We start from the raw sequence: 18,437 nt of genomic DNA, 5'->3' as shown, positions 1-18,437 counted from the left end.
CTTACCTTCCGTCCCGCCGGACCGGCCGGTTCAGGCCGCGCTCCGCTTGCTGCCGGCCTCCGGCCACACGCCGGCGAGCGATGCGCCGGCGGGCAGGTCGAGCACCCGCCACCCGCCGCCGGTCAGCACCGACCGCGCGGTCCGCGCGTTCTCGGCGGCGACGCCGTCCCAGGAGGCCCCGTTCCCGGAGGCGCGGTCCCAGGACGCGAGGTCGAGCAGGACCGCGACGGCGGTCACGCCCGAGTGCCTGAGCTGGGCGAGGGTCCGGGCCTCCTCCGGGTCGAGCGCGCCGAGGACCGCGATGATCAGACCCTCCCCGCCGCCCTGGCGCAGCGCGCCGACGCCGTGCTCCAGCGACCGCGCCGTGCTCTGCCGGACGACGGCGAGCGTGTCGAGCAGGGACCACGACTGGCCGCTGTCCACCACGTGCCGCGCGCCCTGGTCGGTGACCAGGCGCAGGGCGAGTCCCTCGGCGGACAGGTGCACGCCGATGGACGCGGCGGCCGAGACCGCCACCTCGAACGACGAGCGCGGCCCCTCACCCCGGTGCGCGTGCCTGCGGGTGTCGAGCAGCAGCGCGCCCCGGCTCTGCCACTCCTGCTCCTCGCGCCTGACCATCAGCTCGCCGCGCCGCGCGGTCGAGCGCCAGTGGACCCGGCGCAGGTCGTCGCCCTGGCGGTACTCGCGCGGCGCCACGTCGTCGTCGCCCGCCGCCGCGACCGACCGCGTACGGCTGTCGCCGCCGCCGCTGTACTCGCCCGCCAGACGCACCGGTGGCAGCGGCACCACTTCGGGGGTGACCACGAGCGTGTCGGTGACGGTGAACGAGCGGGTCAGCTCGACCAGCCCGAACGGGTCGGCGATCCGCACGGACAGCGGTCCGATGGGGAACCGCCCGCGCAGGTCCGAGCCCACCTTGTAATCGATCTCCCGGACGCCGCGCGGCTCCATCCGGTCGAGGACGAACCTCGGCCGGGTGCCCAGCGCGTACTGCAGGGTGTCCTCCACCAGCAGCAGCCCGGTGGGCAGCCGGGTGACGTTCTCCAGGCGCAGCGTGACCGTGCTCTCCTCGCCGGTCTGCACCCGCGCCGGGCTGAGCCGCCGGGCGGAGGCCAGCCGGTATCGCGTACGCGCCACGACCATCGAGGCGAGCAGCGGCATCGCGATGATCAGCACGGCCACGCGGAGCAGGTCCTGCTCCCCGAGCACGAGGGCGCACAGCAGGGCCGCCACGCCGGATGCGAGGAACGACCGTCCCCGCGGAGTCAGAGCCTTCAGCCCGGTCATGGGCCCTCCGTCAGTTGCTCACTGTCACTGCGCCGGGCGCGCGCCCGGCTCACTTGCGTCCGCTACTTGGCGTCGGGGACGGGAACGCGCCGCACCAGTTCGCCGACGATCTGCTCCGCGTGGCGGCGCTGACCCTGCGCCTCCAGGCTCGGCAGCAGGCGGTGCGCCAGCACGGGGACGGCCAGGTCCTGCAGGTCGTCGGGGATCACGTAGTCGCGGCCGGCCAGCGCGGCGTGGGCCCGCGCGCCGCGCACCAGATGGAGGGTGGCCCGTGGGGAGGCGCCCAGCCGCAGCTCGGGGGAGTGCCTGGTCGCCGCCACGAGGTCGACCGCGTAACGCTTGACCGGCTGGGAGACGTAGACCGCGCGGACGGCCCGGATCAGCGCGGCCACCTCGGCCGTGGTCGCGACCGGTTCCATCTTGTCCAGCGGCTGGGAGGCGCCGTGCACGTCGAGCATCTCCAGCTCGGCGGCCGTCTCCGGGTACCCCATGGCGATCTTGGCGGTGAAGCGGTCGCGCTGCGCCTCGGGGAGGGGATAGGTGCCCTCCATCTCGATCGGGTTCTGCGTCGCGATGACCATGAAAGGCGACTCCAGCGCGTACGTCGCGCCGTCGACCGTGACCTGGTGCTCCTCCATGCACTCGAGGAGGGCGGACTGCGTCTTGGGGGAGGCGCGGTTGATCTCGTCGCCCACGACGATGTTGGCGAAGATCGGCCCGGGCTTGAACTCGAACTCCCGCGTCTGCTGGTTGTACGCGCTGACCCCGGTGATGTCGCTCGGCAGCAGGTCGGGGGTGAACTGCACGCGCTTGACCGGGCAGTCGATCGAACGCGCCAGGGCCTTGGCGAGCATCGTCTTGCCCACGCCGGGCACGTCCTCGATCAGCAGGTGGCCCTCCGCCAGGAGCACGGTGAGAGTAAGGCGGACGACGTCGCTCTTGCCCTCGATCACTGATTCGATCGTGTTGCGGATCCGGTGGGCGGTGTCGACCAGATCCTCGAGCCGGGCTGCCGCATCGGTGACGTCGGGAGTTACTGCCACCAGGCCTCCATGAGGGTGCGTCCCCGAGAATGGGGCGTTAAACGTTCCTTTTCCATTCTGTGCACTGACCCTATGTCCCCTGTGCTTCTAGGGCGACTTTGTCCGGAAATCCGGGTGAACTGCCCACAGTGTTGTGGCCTCTCTTCACGGTCGCGTTCCACGCTCGTCCGAATCCCGTGACATCCAGCGACATCCAGCGGCATCCCGCGACATCCAGCGACACGCGAACCCCGGGCCGCCACCCGCGCGCTCCACTTCCCTCCACCGGCCCCCGGCCCGGCGCCGCGAACCCCGTGCGCGCCGGGGTTTCCGGCGGTGCCGACACGCCCGCGCGCGGGCCGGGGGGCGCCGCCGCGCCCCACTCCGACCCACCCCATTTCACCTGCGAAAACGCCGCGCATTTTGAATGCGGACACGCTCAGAATCAGTTGACGGTGGGGAGAAGTGGAGTATGGTGGTGCGCAGTGGAGGGCAGGGGCTATAGCGCTGAGCGCTCCACAAGGCACAGGAGGTGGGTCCGGTGTTCCTCGGCACCCACCACCCGCGCCTCGACGACAAAGGACGGCTGTTCCTGCCGGCGAAGTATCGCGAGGAGCTGGCGGAGGGTCTGGTGATCACCAAAGGCCAGGAGCGCTGCCTCTACGTCTTCCCCGTAGAGGAGTTCCAGCGCATCACCGAGGCCCTGCGTACCGCTCCGGTTACGGCGAAGGCGGTCCGCGATTACAGCCGTGTCTTCTTCGCCAGTGCGTCCGACGAGGTGCCGGACAAGCAGGGGCGCATCACGATTCCCCAGACGCTGCGGCGCTACGCCGGGCTGGAACGTGACTGCGTCGTGATCGGCGCCAACACGCGACTGGAGATTTGGGACGCCCAGGCATGGGACACCTACCTGGAAGCCCAGGAGCAGGCCTTCTCCGACCTGTCGGAGGAGGTGTTGCCCGGGATTCTGTAGACCGGTCCTTATCTTTTCGATCGATCGACCCGTCGGTGACGTTCGGCGAGGTCTCCACCCGCTCCCATGTGGCAGCTGATGCACCTTCCCCGGTGTCAGACGCCATGGCCGGCGACGCGGATGGGGACCTGGCCGGACGGGTCGGTTCCCAGGGAACCGGCATGGGTGGGGGTCCGTTGGGTAGTCACCGGCGGCACAGCCGCGAATCCGCGAGTACTGCGGCGTAATGGGGGTTGGAAGCGTTGTCGTACGAGCCCGGTCAGCCGGGTGGTCACGTTCCGGTCATGCTCGATCGCGTGCTGGAGTTGCTCGCTCCGGCGCTGTCCGGACCGGAGCCGGTGGTCGTGGACGCCAACCTCGGTCTCGGCGGGCACGCCGAGGCGCTCCTGGCCGCACACCCCTCCCTCCACCTCGTCGGCATCGACCGCGACCCCACCGCCATCGAGCGTTCCACCGCCAGGCTCGCGCCGTACGCGGACCGGATCACCCTGGTGCGCGCCGTCTCCGACGAACTGGCCGACGTGCTCCGTGACGCCGGACGGCCCCGCGTGGACGCCGCGCTGTTCGACCTCGGCGTGTCCTCCCCTCAGCTCGACGAGGCCGAGCGCGGTTTCGCCTACTCCTACGACGCCCCCCTCGACATGCGGATGGACCGCGAGCAGGAGCTCACCGCGGAGCGTGTGGTGAACACCTACTCCGCCGCGGATCTCACCCGCATCCTGCGCGACTACGGCGAGGAGCGTTTCGCGGCACGCGTCGCGAGCCTCATCGTCAAGGAGCGCGCCAAGGACCCCATCACCAGCACGAAACGACTTGCCGACCTGGTCCGCGCGGCGATCCCCGCCGCGACGAGGCGGACCGGAGGAAACCCGGCGAAGAGAACGTTCCAGGCGCTGCGCATCGAGGTGAACGGAGAGCTGTCGGCGCTCGAGCGCGCGCTCCCCGCCGCGCTCGACGCGCTGACGCTGGGCGGGCGCGTGGTCGTGCTCGCCTACCACTCCCTGGAGGACCGGCTCACCAAGCAGGTCCTCGTGGCGCGAACCAGGGACACCAGCCCTCTCGGGCTGCCGGTCCCCCTGGAGGCTCACCAGCCCCGGTTCCGCCTTCTGACGAGGGGAGCGGAGCTCCCGGACGAAGAGGAGGTGGCCCGCAACCCGCGGGCGGCCTCGGCCCGCTTGCGGGCGGCAGAGAGGATCCGCGAGGGATGAGGACAGAGCAGGAGAGCAGGAGGGCGGCGGGTCGCACGGCCGCGCCGCCCCGCGTGCCGGGCCGGACCGCCGCGGCGGCGGGCGAGGCCGTCACCACTCCCGAGGAGCGCCGCGTCCGCCCCGGCGCGCCCACGGCCGGTGACGACCGCCGGCGCGAGGCCGTCCCGGCCCCCCGGGCAGGCGGTACGGAGAGCCGTCGCCGTGAGGCCGTCCCGGCTTCCCGTCAGGGCGCGGACGGCAGGCGCCGCCGTGAGGCGGTTCCGGCCGCCGGGCAGGGCGGCGCGCCGGCGGCGTCCACCGGATCCGTCGCGGCCCCGAAGCGTGACGGCTCCCGGACGCGTACGGCCGCCCGCGCCGCCTCCGGCACGACCGCTCCCCGCACGACCGTTCCCCGCACGACCGTTCCCCGCACTGCCGCATCCCGCATGGCCACCCGTCCCGCGCCGCCCGATGAGGCCCACGGCCTCACCGAGGTCGCGCCCGCTCAGCGGCGCGTCCGGCGCGGTGGTTTGGAAACCCGGCCGGCGGCGTCCGCGCGTGCCACAATGGCGCGGCGGGCGTTCCGGCGGCCGCCGCGTGCGCCGTTCGTGCTGCTCGTCGTGGGCCTCATGTGCGGCGGCCTGGTGACCCTCCTGCTGCTCAACACGGTCCTCGCGCAGGACTCGTTCCGGCTGACCGACCTGCGGTCGAGCATCGACGAACTGCACGAGCAGGCCGCGGAGCAGGAGAACCAGCTCCGCCGGTGGACGCAGCCGGACGTGGTGGACGAGCAGGCCAGGGCGCAGGGCCTCGAGCGGGACAAGACGGCGCCCGACTTCATCCGCACCGACGACGCGACGGCGCAGGAGCAGGCCCAGAAGGAGGGCACGGACCGGTGAGAGAAAGCGGCCGGAACCCGGGTCCCGGCCGCGGGGGTCCCAGCGGGCGAGGCGGTGGCCAGGGCCCGGGCGGTGACAGGAGGAGCCCGGGCTCCCCGGGGCGGCCGTCCCGTCAGGACGGGCCGCCGAGGCCGGGCCGTCCCGGCCGGCCGTCCGACCCCGGGCGTGACGAGGCGACGGGCGGCCCGGTACGGCGCGGCCGGAACGGCGGCGCCCCCGAAGGCGGCGGCAGGCAGGGCGGCGCCGGACAGGGCGGCCGGGCGGACGGCGCACGTACGCCGCGAAAGGGTGAGCCCGGCGTGCCCGGCGGCGGCCCGCGCCGCGCCGGCGCGCAGCATCCCGGCGCAGGTGAGGGGCGTCCGCGTGGCGGGCGTGTGAGCGGGCCGGGCGAGGCCGGCGACAGGCCGCGCGGTGCCGCCGCATCGGGCGGCGACAAGCGGTCTCCGGCGGAATCGCCGGGGAGACCGGCGAGCGGCGCGAGATCGGGGCAGCCGCGGGCGGGCGCGCCCGGCACCCCCGACCGGCCGCGTGGCGGCGTGCCGGGTCACGGCACGCGGGGAGCCGCGCCCGGCGTTCCCGGAAAGCCGGGCGCCAACGGCAAGTCCGGTGCCACGGGCAGGCCCGGTGTCACTGGAAAGCCGGGTGTCACTGGAAAGCCGGGTGTCACTGGAAAGCCCGGTGCCACTGGAAAGCCGGGTGTCACTGGAAAGCCGGGTGTCACTGGAAAGCCGGGTGTCACTGGAAAGCCCGGTGCCACTGGAAAGCCGGGTGTCACTGGAAAGCCGGGCGCCGCGGGAAAGGGCGCTCCGGGAAACAGCGCTTCCCTGACCGGTGCCTCCGGGCAAAGCGGAGCCCCCGGCAGGGCCGGCGCGGGCCGTCCCCGTCCCCGTCCCGGTGGCGCCCCGTCCGGTCCGCAGGGCCCGAATCCGCAGCGTTCGGCGGGACCGCCAGGACCGCCGCGTCCGCCCGCCGTGCTCCGGCTGGGCAACCCCGCCCGCCGGCTGAGGGCGGCGCTGGTGGTGATGGCGATCGTGCTGTCGCTGTTCGCCGGACGGCTGGTCCAGCTGCAGGGCTTCGACTCCAAGGTGCTCCAGGCGAAGGCCGCCCAGCAGCGCGTGCAGCCGGAGACGCTGCCGGCGCGCCGCGGCTCGATCACCGACGCCGGGGGACACGACCTCGCCGTGACGGTCGAGGCCAGGGAGGTCTACGTCGACCCCAAGGACGTCGACCCGGCCAAGCGCGACCTGGTCGCCACCACGCTGGCACGGGAGCTGAACAAGCCCAAGGAGGAGATCGCCGCCGCGCTGGCCAAGACCGAGCAGCGGTACATCCCGCTGGCCCGCGACGTCGAGCCGCCGCGGGCCAAGCGCATCATGGGCTTCGAGCTCAGGGGCGTCGGCGTGAAGGAGACCTACCGCCGTCTCTACCCCGGCAACTCGCTCGCGGGCGGCCTGCTCGGCTTCGTCGGCGTCGACGGCAGGGGCCTGGAGGGCCTGGAGAGCGCGTACGACGACATCCTGGCGGGCAAGGACGGCAAGCAGAGCATCGAGCTCGGCGCCAACCGGCAGCGCATCCCGATGACGCGAAGCCAGCGCGAGGCGCCGGTGCCCGGGCGCGACGTGCGCCTGACCATCGACAGGGACATCCAGTGGGCCGCGGAGGAGTCGCTGGCCCGGCAGGTCCGCGAGACGGGGGCGCGCAGCGGCAGCGTGATCGTCATGGACGTGCCGACCGGTCAGATCCTGGCCATGGCGAACGCGCCCCAGGCCAACCTCAACGCCTGGCAGTCCGCCCCGGCGGAGGACCGCGCCAACCGCGCCGCGTCGGAGATCTTCGAGCCGGGCAGCACCAACAAGGTCATCACGGCGGCGGCGGCGATGGAGGCCGGCGTGGTCGCTCCCGACACCGCCTTCCGCGTGCCCGACCACATCCAGTGCGCCGACCGGCAGCTCAGGGACGCCCACCCGCACGAACCCGAGTTGCTGACGTTCACCGGAATCCTCGCCGAGTCGAGCAACGTCGGCACGATCATGGTAGCGGACAAGATCTCCAGCCAGCGGCTGTACGACATGTTCCGGTCGTTCGGATTCGGCGCGCGCAGCGGGGCGGGGATCCCGGGTGATCAGGCCGGTCTGCTGCCCCAGTGGCAGACGTGGTCGGGCAGCCAGCGCTGTACCATCGCCTACGGTCAGGGCATCTCGGTCACGGCGCTGCAGATGGCCGGCGTCTACCAGACGATCGCCAACGGCGGAGTGCGGGTGACCCCCTCGATCGTGGCGGGCACCACCGACGCGCACGGGGCGTTCGTGCCCAGCCCGGCCGCCAAGAGCACACGCGTGATCAGCGAGACGACCGCCCGGCGGATCGCGCTGATGCTGGAGGCCGCGGTGGGCCACGAGGGCACGGGGAAGGAGGCCTCGATCGAGGGCTACCGTGTCGCCGGCAAGACCGGCACCGCCATGCGGTACGACGAGAAGTGCGCGGGATACTGCGGATACACCGCCACGTTCGTCGGCTTCACCCCCGCGGACCAGCCCCGGCTGATGGCCCTGGCGGTCATCCAGGATCCGAAGAAAGGCCACTACGGCGGCGCCATCGCCGCCCCGGTGTTCAAGGACGTCATGACTTTCGCGTTGAAGAGCAGGAAGATCCCCCCGACCGGCACGAAGGCGCCCGAGATGCTCCTTCGCCCGGCGGAGTGACCGCGGAGTGACGGGAGTCGGAGTGGCCGGGACGAGCGACGGAGGGGGGTACGCTCTCGCCGTGCGTTCCCCGTCGTCCATGCGTCCCGAGACCGTCCAGGCCCGCCCGCTGTCCGCGCTGGCGTCCCTGCTCGGCACGTCGTCGGCCGTCCCGTCGCCCGGCGCGCGTGCGGTCCGCGGCACGGTCACCGGCATCACCCTCGACTCGCGCCGGGTGCGGCGCGGCGACCTCTACGTGGCCGCGCCGGGCAACGCCCGGCACGGCGCGGAGTTCGCCGGAGACGCGCTGGCGGCGGGCGCGACGGCGATCCTGACCGACCCCGACGGCCGCGACCGTGCCGCCGCCACCGGGCTGCCGGTGCTCGTCGTGCCCGACCCGAGGGCGGTGCTGGGGCAGGTCGCCGCCTGGGTGTACGGCAGGCCGGCGGCCGGCATCACGCTCATCGGCGTCACGGGCACCAGCGGCAAATCCACCAGCACGTTCCTGCTGGAGGCGGGACTGCGGGCGGCGGGCCACCGCACCGGCCTGGTCGGCGGTGTGGAGATCCGCGCCGGCGACGTGCGTTTCACCCCCGAGCTCACCACCCCCGAGGCGACCGACCTGCAGGGGCTGTTCGCGCTGATGCGCGAGCGGGGCGTGGGCGCCGCGGCCATGGAGGTCTCCAGCCACGCCCTGGCCCTCGGCCGGGTCGACGGCCTCTTCTACGACGTGTCGATCTTCACCAACCTGTCGCAGGACCACCTGGACTTCCACCGGGACCTGGACGACTACTTCGCGGCCAAGGCCCGTCTGTTCACCCCGGAGTTCAGCCGGGCGGGCGTGGTGAACATCGACGACGCCCACGGACGCGAGCTGGCCGCCACGGCCAAGATCCCGATCACCACGTTCTCCGCCACCGGGGCGCCGGAGGCCGACTGGCGCGCCGAGGACGTGCGCCTCGGCCCCGCGGGCAGCCGGTTCCGCCTGGTCGGTCCCGGGGGGGTCGAGGCCGAGGTGTCGGTGGCCCTGCCCGGCCCGTTCAACGTGGCCAACACCCTCGGCGCGCTGGTGGCCCTGGTCGAGGCGGGGGTCCCGCTGCAGGCCGCGGTGACCGGCGTCCGTGACTTCGCGGGCGTGCCGGGCCGGATGGAGCGGGTGCCGGGCGCGGACGACGTGCAGGTGATCGTCGACTACGCGCACAAGCCGGGCGCGGTGGAGTCGGTCCTGCGCTCGCTGCGCGCGGTGCTCGGCGATGGGCCCGGAGGCCGCCTGGTGATCGTGCTGGGCTGCGGCGGCGACCGCGACCGCGGCAAGCGCCCGATGATGGGCGAGGCCGCCGTCCGCCTCGCCGACCTGGCCGTGTTCACCAGCGACAACCCACGTACGGAGGACCCGCTCGCGATCCTCGCCGCGATGCTGGAGGGCGCGCTGCGGGTACCCATCGAGGAGCGGGGCCACGTGGTCGTGGAGCCGGACCGGGCGGCCGCCATCCGCCTGGCGATCTGCGGTGCCGCGCCCGGAGATGTGGTAGTTGTGGCCGGCAAGGGACACGAGCAGGGGCAGTATGCCGGGGGCCGGGTCGTCCCCTTCGACGACCGCGAGGTGGCCGCCGCGGCCATCGCGGAACGGAGCCTGGCACGGCGGGCGGCGCGGGAGGCCGCCGATGCGTGAGCCGATGCCGGGCCGTGCCCTGGCGGCCGATTTAGCGACGCGAAAGAGAGCAGGAAAGACACCATGATCCCGTTGCCGCTGGCCCGGGTCGCCGAGATCACGTCCGGAACGCTGAACGCGGCGGCCGACCCCTCGGCCGTCGTCCGGGGACCCGTCGTGATCGACTCGCGGGCGGCCGGACCGGGCTCGCTGTTCGTGGCGATCAAGGGCGAGCGGGCCGACGGGCACGACTTCGCCCGGCAGGCCCACGACGCCGGCGCCGTCGCCGTCCTCGCCACCCGGCCCGTCGAGGCGCCGGCCGTGATCGTCGACGACCCGCTCGCGGCCCTGGCCTCGCTGGCCACGGCCGTGGTGTCGGAGCTGCCGGCCGCGACCGTGGTCGGTGTGACCGGATCCGCCGGCAAGACCACGACCAAGGACCTGCTGGCCGGCCTCACCGCCCGGCTCGGCCCCACCATCGCCCCCGTCGGCTCGTTCAACAACGAGATCGGCCACCCGCTGACCGTGCTGAAGGCCGATGAGGCCACCCGGTTCCTGGTCCTGGAGCTGAGCGCCCGCAACATCGGTCACATCGCCTACCTGGCGAGGATCGCCCCGCCCCGCATCGGGGTGGTGCTCAACGTCGGCGACGCGCACCTCGGCGTGTTCGGCGGCAAGGAGGCGATCGCCCGGGCCAAGGGCGAACTGGTCGAGGCGCTGCCCGCCGACGGGGTCGCCGTGCTCAACGCCGACGACCCGCTGGTGCGCGCGATGGCCGGCCGTACGCGCGCGCGGGTGACCTACTTCGGGCGCTCGCCCGAGGCGCATGTGCGGGCGGAGGACGAGACGCTGGACGCGACCGGCCGCGCCTCGTTCACGCTGCGCACGCCGTCCGGCACGGCGCCGGTCCGGTTGCGCCTGCACGGCGCGCACCTCGTGGCCAACGCCCTCGCCGCGGCGGCGGCCGCCCACGAGCTGGGGCTGCCGGTGGCGGACATCGCCGAGGAGCTGTCGGCGGCAGAGCCGCGCAGCCGGTGGCGCATGGAGGTCACCGAGCGGCCCGACGGCGTGACCGTGATCAACGACGCCTACAACGCCAGCCCCGACTCCGTGCGGGCCGCCATCGGCAGCCTCGCGGTCATCGGCGAGGGGCGGCGGCGGTTCGCGGTGATCGCCGCGATGCGCGAGCTGGGCGAGCACGCTCCGGCGCTGAACGAGGAGTTCGGGCGGCTGGCCGCCGGCGTGGGGCTGGAGGCGCTGGTCGTCGTGGGGGAGGACGCCGAGCCCGTGCTCGCCGGCGCTCCCGCCGCGATCTACGCGCCCGACGTCGCGACGGCGGCCAGGGAGCTGTCGGACCGGCTCGCGCCGGGCGACGTGGTGCTGGTGAAGGGGCCGCGTGCGGCCGGGCTCGAGCGGGTCGCCGAGGCGATCCTCGGAGGTGACGCCCGGTGAGGAACATCCTCATCGCGGGGGCGATCTCGCTGATTCTGTCCATGGTCGGCACGCCGCTGGCCATCCGGCTGTTCGCCCGCAGGGGCTACGGCCAGAACATCCGTGAGGAGGGGCCGTCGGGGCACTACGACAAGAAGGGCACCCCGACGATGGGCGGCACGGTGATCGTCATCGCGTCGCTGATCGGCTACTTCGTCGCCCACGGCGTGACCGTCTTCTCGGAGGTCGGCGACCCCCCGACGGCCTCGGGGCTGCTGGTGCTGTTCCTGATGACGGGCCTCGGCGCGGTCGGCTTCCTCGACGACTTCATCAAGATCTACAAGCAGCGGAGCCTCGGGCTGCGCAGCGGCGCCAAGGCGGCCGGGCAGCTCGTCATCGGCGCGATCTTCGCGGTGCTCGTCCTGCGGTTCCCCAACGCCTACGCCGTGACCCCCGCGGAGACGCGGGTGTCGTTCCTGCGGGACATCGGGCCGTCGATCGGCCTGATCGGCTTCATGATCTGGGTCGTGTTCTTCATCGTGGGCTTCTCGAACGCGGTGAACCTGACCGACGGCCTCGACGGCCTGGCCTCCGGCGCCACCTGCCTGGTCCTCGCGGCGTACGTGCTGATCGGCAACTGGCAGCTGCGCAACAGCTGCACGACGGTCGGCTTCGGCCCCAACTGCTACTGGGTGCGAGATCCGCTCGACCTGGCGGTGGTCGCGGCGGCGGTGCTCGGCGCCTGTCTGGGCTTCCTGTGGTGGAACGCCCCGCCCGCCAAGATCTTCATGGGTGACACCGGATCGCTGGCCCTCGGCGGCGTGATCGCCGGCCTGGCCTTCACCACCCGGACCCAGCTCCTGCTCGTCATCCTGGGCGGCCTGTTCGCGATCATCACGATGTCGGTGATCATCCAGGTCGGGTCCTTCAAACTGACCCGCAGACGGGTCTTCCGGATGGCGCCCCTCCAGCACCACTTCGAGCTGTCGGGCTGGGCCGAGACGACGATCGTGGTGCGCTTCTGGCTGATCGCCGCGTTGTGCGTCGCCGCCGGTCTCGGACTGTTCTACCTCGAATGGATGCCGAAACAGTGAACGTCGTCGTCGCCGGCCTCGGCGTGTCGGGCGCCGCCGCGGCGCGGGCCCTGGCCGCCCGCGGCGAGCGTGTGACCGTCCTGGAGGCCGCGGACGGCGAGCGGCAGCGCGCGACGGCCGCCGAGCTCGCCGAGCTGGGCGTGGAGGTGCGCTTCGGCGAGCCCGCCCTGCCCGCCGGCGCCTCGCTCCTGGTCACCTCGCCGGGCTGGCGGCCCGCCACCCCGCTGCTCGTCGCCGCGGCGGACGCGGGCGTCGAGGTCATCGGGGAGGTCGAGCTGGCCTGGCGGCTGCGGGAGGAGCCGGCCGCCCCCTGGCTCGCGCTGACCGGCACCAACGGCAAGACCACCGCCGTCCGCATGCTCGCCTCCATGCTGTCCGCCGCCGGGCACAAGGCCCTGGCCGTGGGCAACGTGGGCGTCCCCATCGTGGAGGCCGTGGACGGGCCGTACGACGTGCTTGCCGTGGAGCTGTCGAGTTTCCAGCTCCACTGGTCCTCGACCCCGGCCCCGCTCGCGGCGGCCGTGCTCAACGTCGCGCCGGACCACATCGACTGGCACGGCTCGATGGAGGAGTACGCCGCGGCCAAGGCCCGCGTCTTCGCTCACGCCGGGACCGTGGTCTACAACGCCGACGACCCGTGGTCGTCCCGCCTGGCCGAGCCGTACGCCTCGCGGGTGGGCTTCACGCTCGCCGTGCCCAGGCCCGGGCAGCTGGGAGTCGTGGAGGACCTGCTCGTCGACCGGGCCTTCGTGGCCGACCCGGCGACCTCGGCGGAGGAGCTGGCCTGCCTCGCCGACGTGCGGCCGTTCGCCCCGCACAACGTCGCCAACGCGCTCGCCGCGGCCGCCCTGGCCCGCGCGTACGGCGTGCCGCCCGAGGCCGTACGCCGCGGCCTGCGGGAGTTCACCCCCGACCCGCACCGGATCGCGCACGTCGCCCGGGTCGGCGAGGTCGACTACGTGGACGATTCCAAGGCCACCAACCCGCACGCGGCCGCCGCGTCGCTGGCCGCCTACGAGTCGGTCGTGTGGATCGCGGGCGGGCAGCTCAAGGGCGCCGACGTCGACGAGCTCGTACGGCAGGCCGCGCCCCGGCTGCGCGGGGCGGTGCTGCTGGGGGCCGACCGGGACGTGATCCGCGAGGCATTGGCGCGACACGCCGCGAATGTCCCCGTCGTGGACGTGCCGGGGCAAGACACTGGGGTCATGGACCGCGTCGTCGCCGAAGCCGCCCGGCTCGCCACCCCGGGCGACACCGTGCTGCTCGCCCCCGCCGGGGCCTCGCTGGACATGTTCGCCGGGTACGGAGCGCGTGGGGAGGCCTTCGCCCGAGCCGTGCAGCGGCTGGCGGACCGGTGACGGGCCCCGCGCCCGGCCCCGCCGGCGCCGCGCCCGCGCGGAAGACCGATCGCCGGGAGCCCGAGCGTCAGGGGCCCGAGCCCATCGGCTGGGCCGCCGCCCAGCTCGCCGCGCTGCGCGAGCTGCTCGGCCGCCCGCTGACGTCCTACCATCTCGTGCTCGGCTGCAGCGCGCTGCTGCTGGCGCTCGGGCTGATGATGGTGCTGTCGGCGTCGAGCATCGAGGCGCTCCAGCGGACCGGCGACCCCTTCTACTGGTTCCTCAAGCAGGTCACGTCCGTGGCGATCGGGCTCCCCCTGATGTGGGTCTGCTCCCGGCTGCCGCAGCGCTTCTTCCGCCTGGCCGGCTATCCGCTGATGGGCCTGTCGATCCTCGGCCTGCTGATGGTCATCTTCCTCGGCCAGGAGCTGCTGGGCGCCCAGCGGTGGATCGTGATCGGCCCGTTCTCGGTCCAGCCGTCGGAGCCGGCGAAGCTGGCCCTGGTGCTGTGGGGGGCCGACCTGCTCGCGACGCGGGCGCGCGGCGGGCGCATCGAGTGGCGCCAGCTGCTGATCCCGCTGATGCCGGGCGTCGCCCTGCTGGCCGTCCTGGTCATGCTGGGGCGCGACCTCGGCACGACGCTGGTGCTCATGATGATCTTCCTGGCGCTGCTGTGGGTGGTCGGCGCGCCGGTGCGGCTGTTCGGCGGGATCCTCGCGCTGCTCGTGCTGGCGACCGCCACTATGATCATCGTCGAGCCGTACCGGCTCGGCCGTCTCACCGGTTTCATGCACGTGTGGGAGACCGCGCAGGACGAAGGGTTCCAGTCCGCCCAGGGGCTGATGGCGATCGGCTCGGGCGGCTGGTTCGGCCTCGGGCTCGGTGCCGGCCGGCAGAAGTGGAACTACGTCCCGCACGCGGAGAGCGACTTCATCTTCTCCATCCTGGGCGAGGAGCTCGGGCTGATGGGGACGCTCGTGGTGGTCGCGCTGTTCGGCCTGCTCGGCTACGCCGGGCTGCGCATCGCCATGCGGACGAAGGACCCCTTCGTCCGGCTGTCGGCCGCCGCCGTCACCGCCTGGATCGCCGGGCAGGCCGTGGTCAACATCGGCGCGGTCATCGGGGTCTTCCCGGTCACCGGCATCCCGTTGCCCCTGGTGTCGTACGGCGGATCGGCGCTGCTGCCGACGCTCGCGGCGCTCGGCATGCTGCTGTCGTTCGCGAAGCAGGAGCCCGGAGCGGCCGAGGCGCTGGCCGCCCGTGGCCCGGGACCGGCCGCGCGGGCTCTAAGCTGGCTTGGCCTGAACGGCCGCGCCAGGCGGCCCGCGGCCTCGCGGGCACCGGCCCGGCAGCAGGCGGCACAGAAGGCACGGCCGCGGACGGCACGAAACGGAACGACGCGGGAACGGACGCGAGAACATCCGCGAGAACAGGGAGTGACATGAGGGTGGTCCTCGCCGGCGGCGGGACGGCCGGCCATATCGAGCCGGCGCTCGCGCTGGCCGACGCGCTTCGCCGGCTCGACCCGAGGATCGGCATCACCTGCCTCGGCACCGAGCGCGGCCTGGAGACCCGCCTGGTGCCCGCCCGGGGCTACGAGCTCGAACTCGTGCCCGCGGTGCCGCTGCCCCGCTCGCTCAGCCCCCAGCTCCTCACCGTGCCCGGCCGCCTGGCCGGGGCCATCGGCAGCGCCGCGGGCATCCTCGACAGGGTCGGGGCGGACGTCCTGGTCGGCTTCGGCGGGTACGTCGCCACGCCCGGCTACCTCGGCGCCCGGCGGCGCGGGGTGCCGATCGTGGTCCACGAGGCCAACCCCCGGCCCGGCCTGGCCAACCGGCTCGGAGCCCGCCTCACCGAGCACGTCTTCACCGGCCACCCGGAGGCCGCGCTCCCGAACGCCGAGTACATCGGCATCCCGCTGCGCCGCGAGATCAGCATGATGGACCGGCTGTCGATGGGCGACAAGGCGCGGTCGTACTTCGGGCTGGAGTCCGACCGGGTGACGCTGCTGGTGTTCGGCGGCTCGCAGGGCGCCCGCTCCATCAACCAGGCGGCGCTGGAGGCCGCGCCCTACCTGCGGGCGGCCGGCGTCCAGGTGCTGCACGTGATCGGACCCAAGAACACCGTCGAGGTGGAGCCCCCGCCGGGTGACCCGCAGTACGTGATCCTGCCGTACGTCGACCGGATGGACCTCGCCTACGCCGCCGCCGACCTCGTGCTGTCCCGCGCGGGCGCCATGACCTGCGCCGAGCTCACCGCGGTGGGGCTGCCCGCGGCGTTCGTGCCGCTTCCGCACGGCAACGGCGAGCAGCGCCTCAACGCCGAGCCGATCGTGCGGGGCGGGGGCGGCCTGCTGGTCGACGACGCGAGCCTGTCGGCCGCCTGGATCGTCCAGACGCTGCTGCCGATCCTGAACGACCCCGAGCGCGTGGTCGCGATGTCCGAGGCCGCGTCGCGGATGGGCCGCAAGGACGCGGACACGGCGCTCGCCCGCAAGGTGCTGGAGATCGCTCACCGATGAGTCTCGTCAAGCTCGTGGATCCCGTTCCCGCGGCCGCCCTGGGGCGGGTGCACTTCATCGGCATCGGCGGCGCCGGGATGTCGGGCATCGCCCGGATCCTGCTCAAGCGGGGCGTGCCGGTGTCGGGCAGCGACGCGCGGCCCTCGGAGCTGCTGACCGAGCTGCGCGAGCTGGGCGCGGTCATCCACGTCGGCCACGCCGCCTCCCACATCAAGAACGTGGACACGGTCGTGGTGTCCACCGCGATCCGCGACTCCAACCCCGAGCTGGGGGAGGCGCTGCGGCAGGACCTGCGGGTGATCCCGCGCGCCGCCGCGCTGGCGTCGGTCATGACCGGCCGCACCGGCATCGCCGTCGCCGGCACGCACGGCAAGACCACGACCACCTCGATGCTGACGGTGGCGTTGCAGAAGTGCGGTGAGGACCCGTCGTACTGCGTCGGCGGGCAGCTCGTGACGACCGGGCTCGGCGCCGACGACGGCGCGGGCGAGGTGTTCGTGGCGGAGGCCGACGAGAGCGACGGCTCGTTCCTCATGCTCGCGCCGGGCATCGCCGTGGTGACCAACGTCGAGGCCGACCATCTCGACAACTACGGCGACCCCCAGGCCGTCCATGACAGCTTCGCCCGCTTCGTCGAGCGGATCGGGTCGCTGCTCGTGGTCTGCGCCGACGACCCGGGCGCCGCGGCCCTCGTGCCGATCGCGCGCGAGCGCGGCCTCACCGTCGTGACGTACGGCGAGAGCGGGGGCGCCGACCTGCGTACGACCGACGTGGTGCCGCGCGGCCTCGGCGTGGAGTTCGCCGTGGAGCTCGGCCCCGCCGCGCCCGGGGGACCGGGACGCGGCGAGGTGCGCCTCGCCGTGCCCGGCCGGCACAACGCGCTCAACGCCACCGCGGTGATCGCCGTGGCCCTCCACCTCGGCCTGCGCTTCGACGACGTCAAGGAGGGCCTGGCCGCCTTCGGCGGGGCCAAGCGGCGGTTCGAGTCGAAGGGCGAGGCCGGGGGCGTGACGGTCTACGACAGCTACGCCCACCACCCGACCGAGCTGACCGCCGACCTGCGCGCCGCCCGCGACGTCGTGACCGGCGACGGCCGGGTCATCGCGGTCTTCCAGCCGCACCTGTACTCGCGCACGCGGTTCTTCGCCGACGAGTTCGGCGCGGCGCTCGGCCTCGCCGACGAGGTGGTCGTGCTCGACGTGTACGGCGCGCGCGAGGACCCCGAGCCCGGGGTCTCCGGCGCCCTCGTCGCGGGGAAGGTCCCGCTTCCCGCCGAGCGGGTCGTGTACGCGCCCGACCGGCAGGCCGTGCCCGCGCTCGTCGCCGGCCGGGCCCGGGCCGGCGACATCGTGCTCACGATGGGCGCGGGAGACGTGACGGAGCTCGGCCCGAGGATCGTCGCGGAGCTGTCCGCCCAGTGATCCGGGACGCGAGCCGGAGCGTGGGGGACCGGTGAGGCGGGCCGTCCGGCGTTCGGCCCTCGCCACCCTGCTGACCGGCGGGGTGGTGGGCGTCGCCACGTGGGTCGTGTTCTTCTCGCCCGTCCTCGGCGTGCGGGAGGTCGAGATCACCGGCAACAGCCGGATCCCCGCCGAGCAGCTGCGCCAGGCCGCGGGGGTGCGCACCGGCACCCCGCTCGCCACCGTGGACCTCGCCGAGGTCGAACGGCGGCTGCGGGCGATGCGGGCGGTCGAGTCGGCCGCGGTCGACCGCGGCTGGCCCGGGACGCTACGCGTCAGCGTTGTCGAGCGTGTCCCCGCCGCCGCCGTGCCCATGGGCCCGACGACCGCGGTGGTCGACCGGTACGGGGTCGTGCTGCAGCAGGTGACCGTGGCCCCGCCCCGGCTGCCGGTGCTGCGCGTCCAGCGGGCGGCCGCGGACGATCCCGCCACCAGGGCCGGGCTCACCGTGCTGCGGGCGCTGCCGGTCAGCGTGCTGGAGCGCCTGCGGGAGCTGCGTGTCCCCTCGCCCCGGTCGATCACGCTCAAACTCACGGACGGCCGTACGGTCGTCTGGGGGGACGCGGGGCGCTCGGCGCAGAAGGGACGTGTCCTGCTCGCCGCGCTCGCCAAGCCGGGTACCAGCTACGATGTCAGCTCGCCGCAGGTGGTGACGGTCAGGTGAGATATCTCACGGGCCGGGAACGCATGATCCGAATTCGCCTCAGGGCGGGGCATCGTGCGAATAGGACAGCCCGCGACACGCCGGACGGCCTTGCGGCGCGGTTAGTTGACCCTGGGGGACGCGCAACCCTACTGTCCGTATCAATCCTCAGGTTGACATAACTCTAAATCTCAACTTGAGGGTGAGAGTTCAGAAGACGGCGGGCCCTGCCCGCATGAAACGCAAACGAG

Annotated in this window: 15 protein-coding genes; 13 read left to right on the top strand and 2 right to left on the bottom strand. The window is 73.5% G+C overall.

Going from position 1 to position 18,437, the window contains the following annotated elements:
* Window positions 1-30 precede the first annotated feature (30 nt).
* Window positions 31-1,287: a DUF58 domain-containing protein gene (locus HHX30_RS01325; RefSeq protein WP_169978488.1), complete on the bottom strand. Its 1,257-nt coding sequence runs from the start codon at window positions 1,285-1,287 to the stop codon at window positions 31-33.
* Window positions 1,288-1,349: 62 nt separating this feature from the next.
* The gene (locus tag HHX30_RS01320) at window positions 1,350-2,330 is read right to left on the bottom strand and encodes a MoxR family ATPase (protein WP_169978486.1); all 981 of its coding nucleotides are present in this window, start codon (window positions 2,328-2,330) and stop codon (window positions 1,350-1,352) included.
* A 520-nt stretch (window positions 2,331-2,850) separates the two neighbouring features.
* On the opposite strand from HHX30_RS01320, the gene mraZ reads away from it, so the two are divergent.
* The 13 genes from mraZ (at window position 2,851) to HHX30_RS01250 (ending at window position 18,207) form a co-directional block, all read left to right on the top strand.
* Window positions 2,851-3,282: a division/cell wall cluster transcriptional repressor MraZ gene (mraZ, locus tag HHX30_RS01315; RefSeq protein WP_079318531.1), complete on the top strand. Its 432-nt coding sequence runs from the start codon at window positions 2,851-2,853 to the stop codon at window positions 3,280-3,282.
* Between the two features lie 284 nt (window positions 3,283-3,566).
* Window positions 3,567-4,490 (top strand): 16S rRNA (cytosine(1402)-N(4))-methyltransferase RsmH, encoded by a 924-nt coding sequence (rsmH, locus tag HHX30_RS01310; protein WP_169978484.1) that lies wholly within the window; start codon window positions 3,567-3,569, stop codon window positions 4,488-4,490.
* Window positions 4,487-5,368 (top strand): hypothetical protein, encoded by an 882-nt coding sequence (locus HHX30_RS01305; RefSeq protein ID WP_169978089.1) that lies wholly within the window; start codon window positions 4,487-4,489, stop codon window positions 5,366-5,368. The genes rsmH and HHX30_RS01305 overlap by 4 nt, the downstream gene beginning before the upstream one ends.
* A gap of 165 nt (window positions 5,369-5,533) precedes the next feature.
* Window positions 5,534-5,746, top strand: a complete 213-nt coding sequence (locus HHX30_RS01300) for a hypothetical protein (protein ID WP_169978482.1) — start codon at window positions 5,534-5,536, stop codon at window positions 5,744-5,746.
* Window positions 5,747-6,339: 593 nt separating this feature from the next.
* Window positions 6,340-8,070, top strand: a complete 1,731-nt coding sequence (locus tag HHX30_RS01290; protein ID WP_310741742.1) for a penicillin-binding protein 2 — start codon at window positions 6,340-6,342, stop codon at window positions 8,068-8,070.
* Between the two features lie 79 nt (window positions 8,071-8,149).
* Window positions 8,150-9,721, top strand: a complete 1,572-nt coding sequence (locus HHX30_RS01285) for a UDP-N-acetylmuramoyl-L-alanyl-D-glutamate--2,6-diaminopimelate ligase (protein ID WP_169979712.1) — start codon at window positions 8,150-8,152, stop codon at window positions 9,719-9,721.
* A 63-nt stretch (window positions 9,722-9,784) separates the two neighbouring features.
* On the top strand, window positions 9,785-11,152 hold the full coding sequence (gene murF, locus HHX30_RS01280; protein ID WP_169978480.1) for a UDP-N-acetylmuramoyl-tripeptide--D-alanyl-D-alanine ligase: 1,368 nt from the start codon (window positions 9,785-9,787) through the stop codon (window positions 11,150-11,152).
* Window positions 11,149-12,225 (top strand): phospho-N-acetylmuramoyl-pentapeptide-transferase, encoded by a 1,077-nt coding sequence (gene mraY, locus HHX30_RS01275; RefSeq protein ID WP_169978478.1) that lies wholly within the window; start codon window positions 11,149-11,151, stop codon window positions 12,223-12,225. The genes murF and mraY overlap by 4 nt, the downstream gene beginning before the upstream one ends.
* Entirely contained in the window at window positions 12,207-13,583 is a 1,377-nt protein-coding gene (gene murD, locus HHX30_RS01270) for a UDP-N-acetylmuramoyl-L-alanine--D-glutamate ligase (RefSeq protein ID WP_169978476.1), read from the top strand. The genes mraY and murD overlap by 19 nt, the downstream gene beginning before the upstream one ends.
* Window positions 13,580-15,007, top strand: coding sequence for a putative lipid II flippase FtsW (gene ftsW / locus HHX30_RS01265; protein ID WP_311921971.1), 1,428 nt, complete (start codon window positions 13,580-13,582; stop codon window positions 15,005-15,007). The genes murD and ftsW overlap by 4 nt, the downstream gene beginning before the upstream one ends.
* Window positions 15,004-16,083: an undecaprenyldiphospho-muramoylpentapeptide beta-N-acetylglucosaminyltransferase gene (murG, locus tag HHX30_RS01260; protein WP_169978474.1), complete on the top strand. Its 1,080-nt coding sequence runs from the start codon at window positions 15,004-15,006 to the stop codon at window positions 16,081-16,083. The genes ftsW and murG overlap by 4 nt, the downstream gene beginning before the upstream one ends.
* On the top strand, window positions 16,080-17,504 hold the full coding sequence (gene murC, locus HHX30_RS01255; protein WP_169978473.1) for a UDP-N-acetylmuramate--L-alanine ligase: 1,425 nt from the start codon (window positions 16,080-16,082) through the stop codon (window positions 17,502-17,504). Before murG ends, murC begins: the two co-directional genes overlap by 4 nt.
* Before the next feature lie 31 nt (window positions 17,505-17,535).
* Window positions 17,536-18,207, top strand: coding sequence for an FtsQ-type POTRA domain-containing protein (locus HHX30_RS01250; protein ID WP_169978471.1), 672 nt, complete (start codon window positions 17,536-17,538; stop codon window positions 18,205-18,207).
* Window positions 18,208-18,437: the final 230 nt, after the last annotated feature.

Origin of the sequence: Microbispora sp. H10836 (assembly GCF_012999525.1) — a bacterium.
In the GTDB taxonomy this organism is placed as follows: domain Bacteria; phylum Actinomycetota; class Actinomycetes; order Streptosporangiales; family Streptosporangiaceae; genus Microbispora.
The sequence above is the reverse complement of the archived record's forward strand: the minus strand, read 5'-3'. Positions and strand labels throughout refer to the sequence as shown.

Excerpts from the sequence above, each read along its gene's own strand:
- murD (WP_169978476.1), top strand. The coding sequence starts at position 12,207 with ATGGATGCCGAAACAGTGAACGTCGTCGTCGCCGGCCTCGGCGTGTCG.
- HHX30_RS01305 (WP_169978089.1), top strand. The coding sequence starts at position 4,487 with ATGAGGACAGAGCAGGAGAGCAGGAGGGCGGCGGGTCGCACGGCCGCG.
- murG (WP_169978474.1), top strand. The coding sequence starts at position 15,004 with ATGAGGGTGGTCCTCGCCGGCGGCGGGACGGCCGGCCATATCGAGCCG.
- HHX30_RS01325 (WP_169978488.1), bottom strand. The coding sequence starts at position 1,287 with ATGACCGGGCTGAAGGCTCTGACTCCGCGGGGACGGTCGTTCCTCGCA.
- murC (WP_169978473.1), top strand. The coding sequence starts at position 16,080 with ATGAGTCTCGTCAAGCTCGTGGATCCCGTTCCCGCGGCCGCCCTGGGG.
- HHX30_RS01285 (WP_169979712.1), top strand. The coding sequence starts at position 8,150 with ATGCGTCCCGAGACCGTCCAGGCCCGCCCGCTGTCCGCGCTGGCGTCC.
- rsmH (WP_169978484.1), top strand. The coding sequence starts at position 3,567 with ATGCTCGATCGCGTGCTGGAGTTGCTCGCTCCGGCGCTGTCCGGACCG.
- murF (WP_169978480.1), top strand. The coding sequence starts at position 9,785 with ATGATCCCGTTGCCGCTGGCCCGGGTCGCCGAGATCACGTCCGGAACG.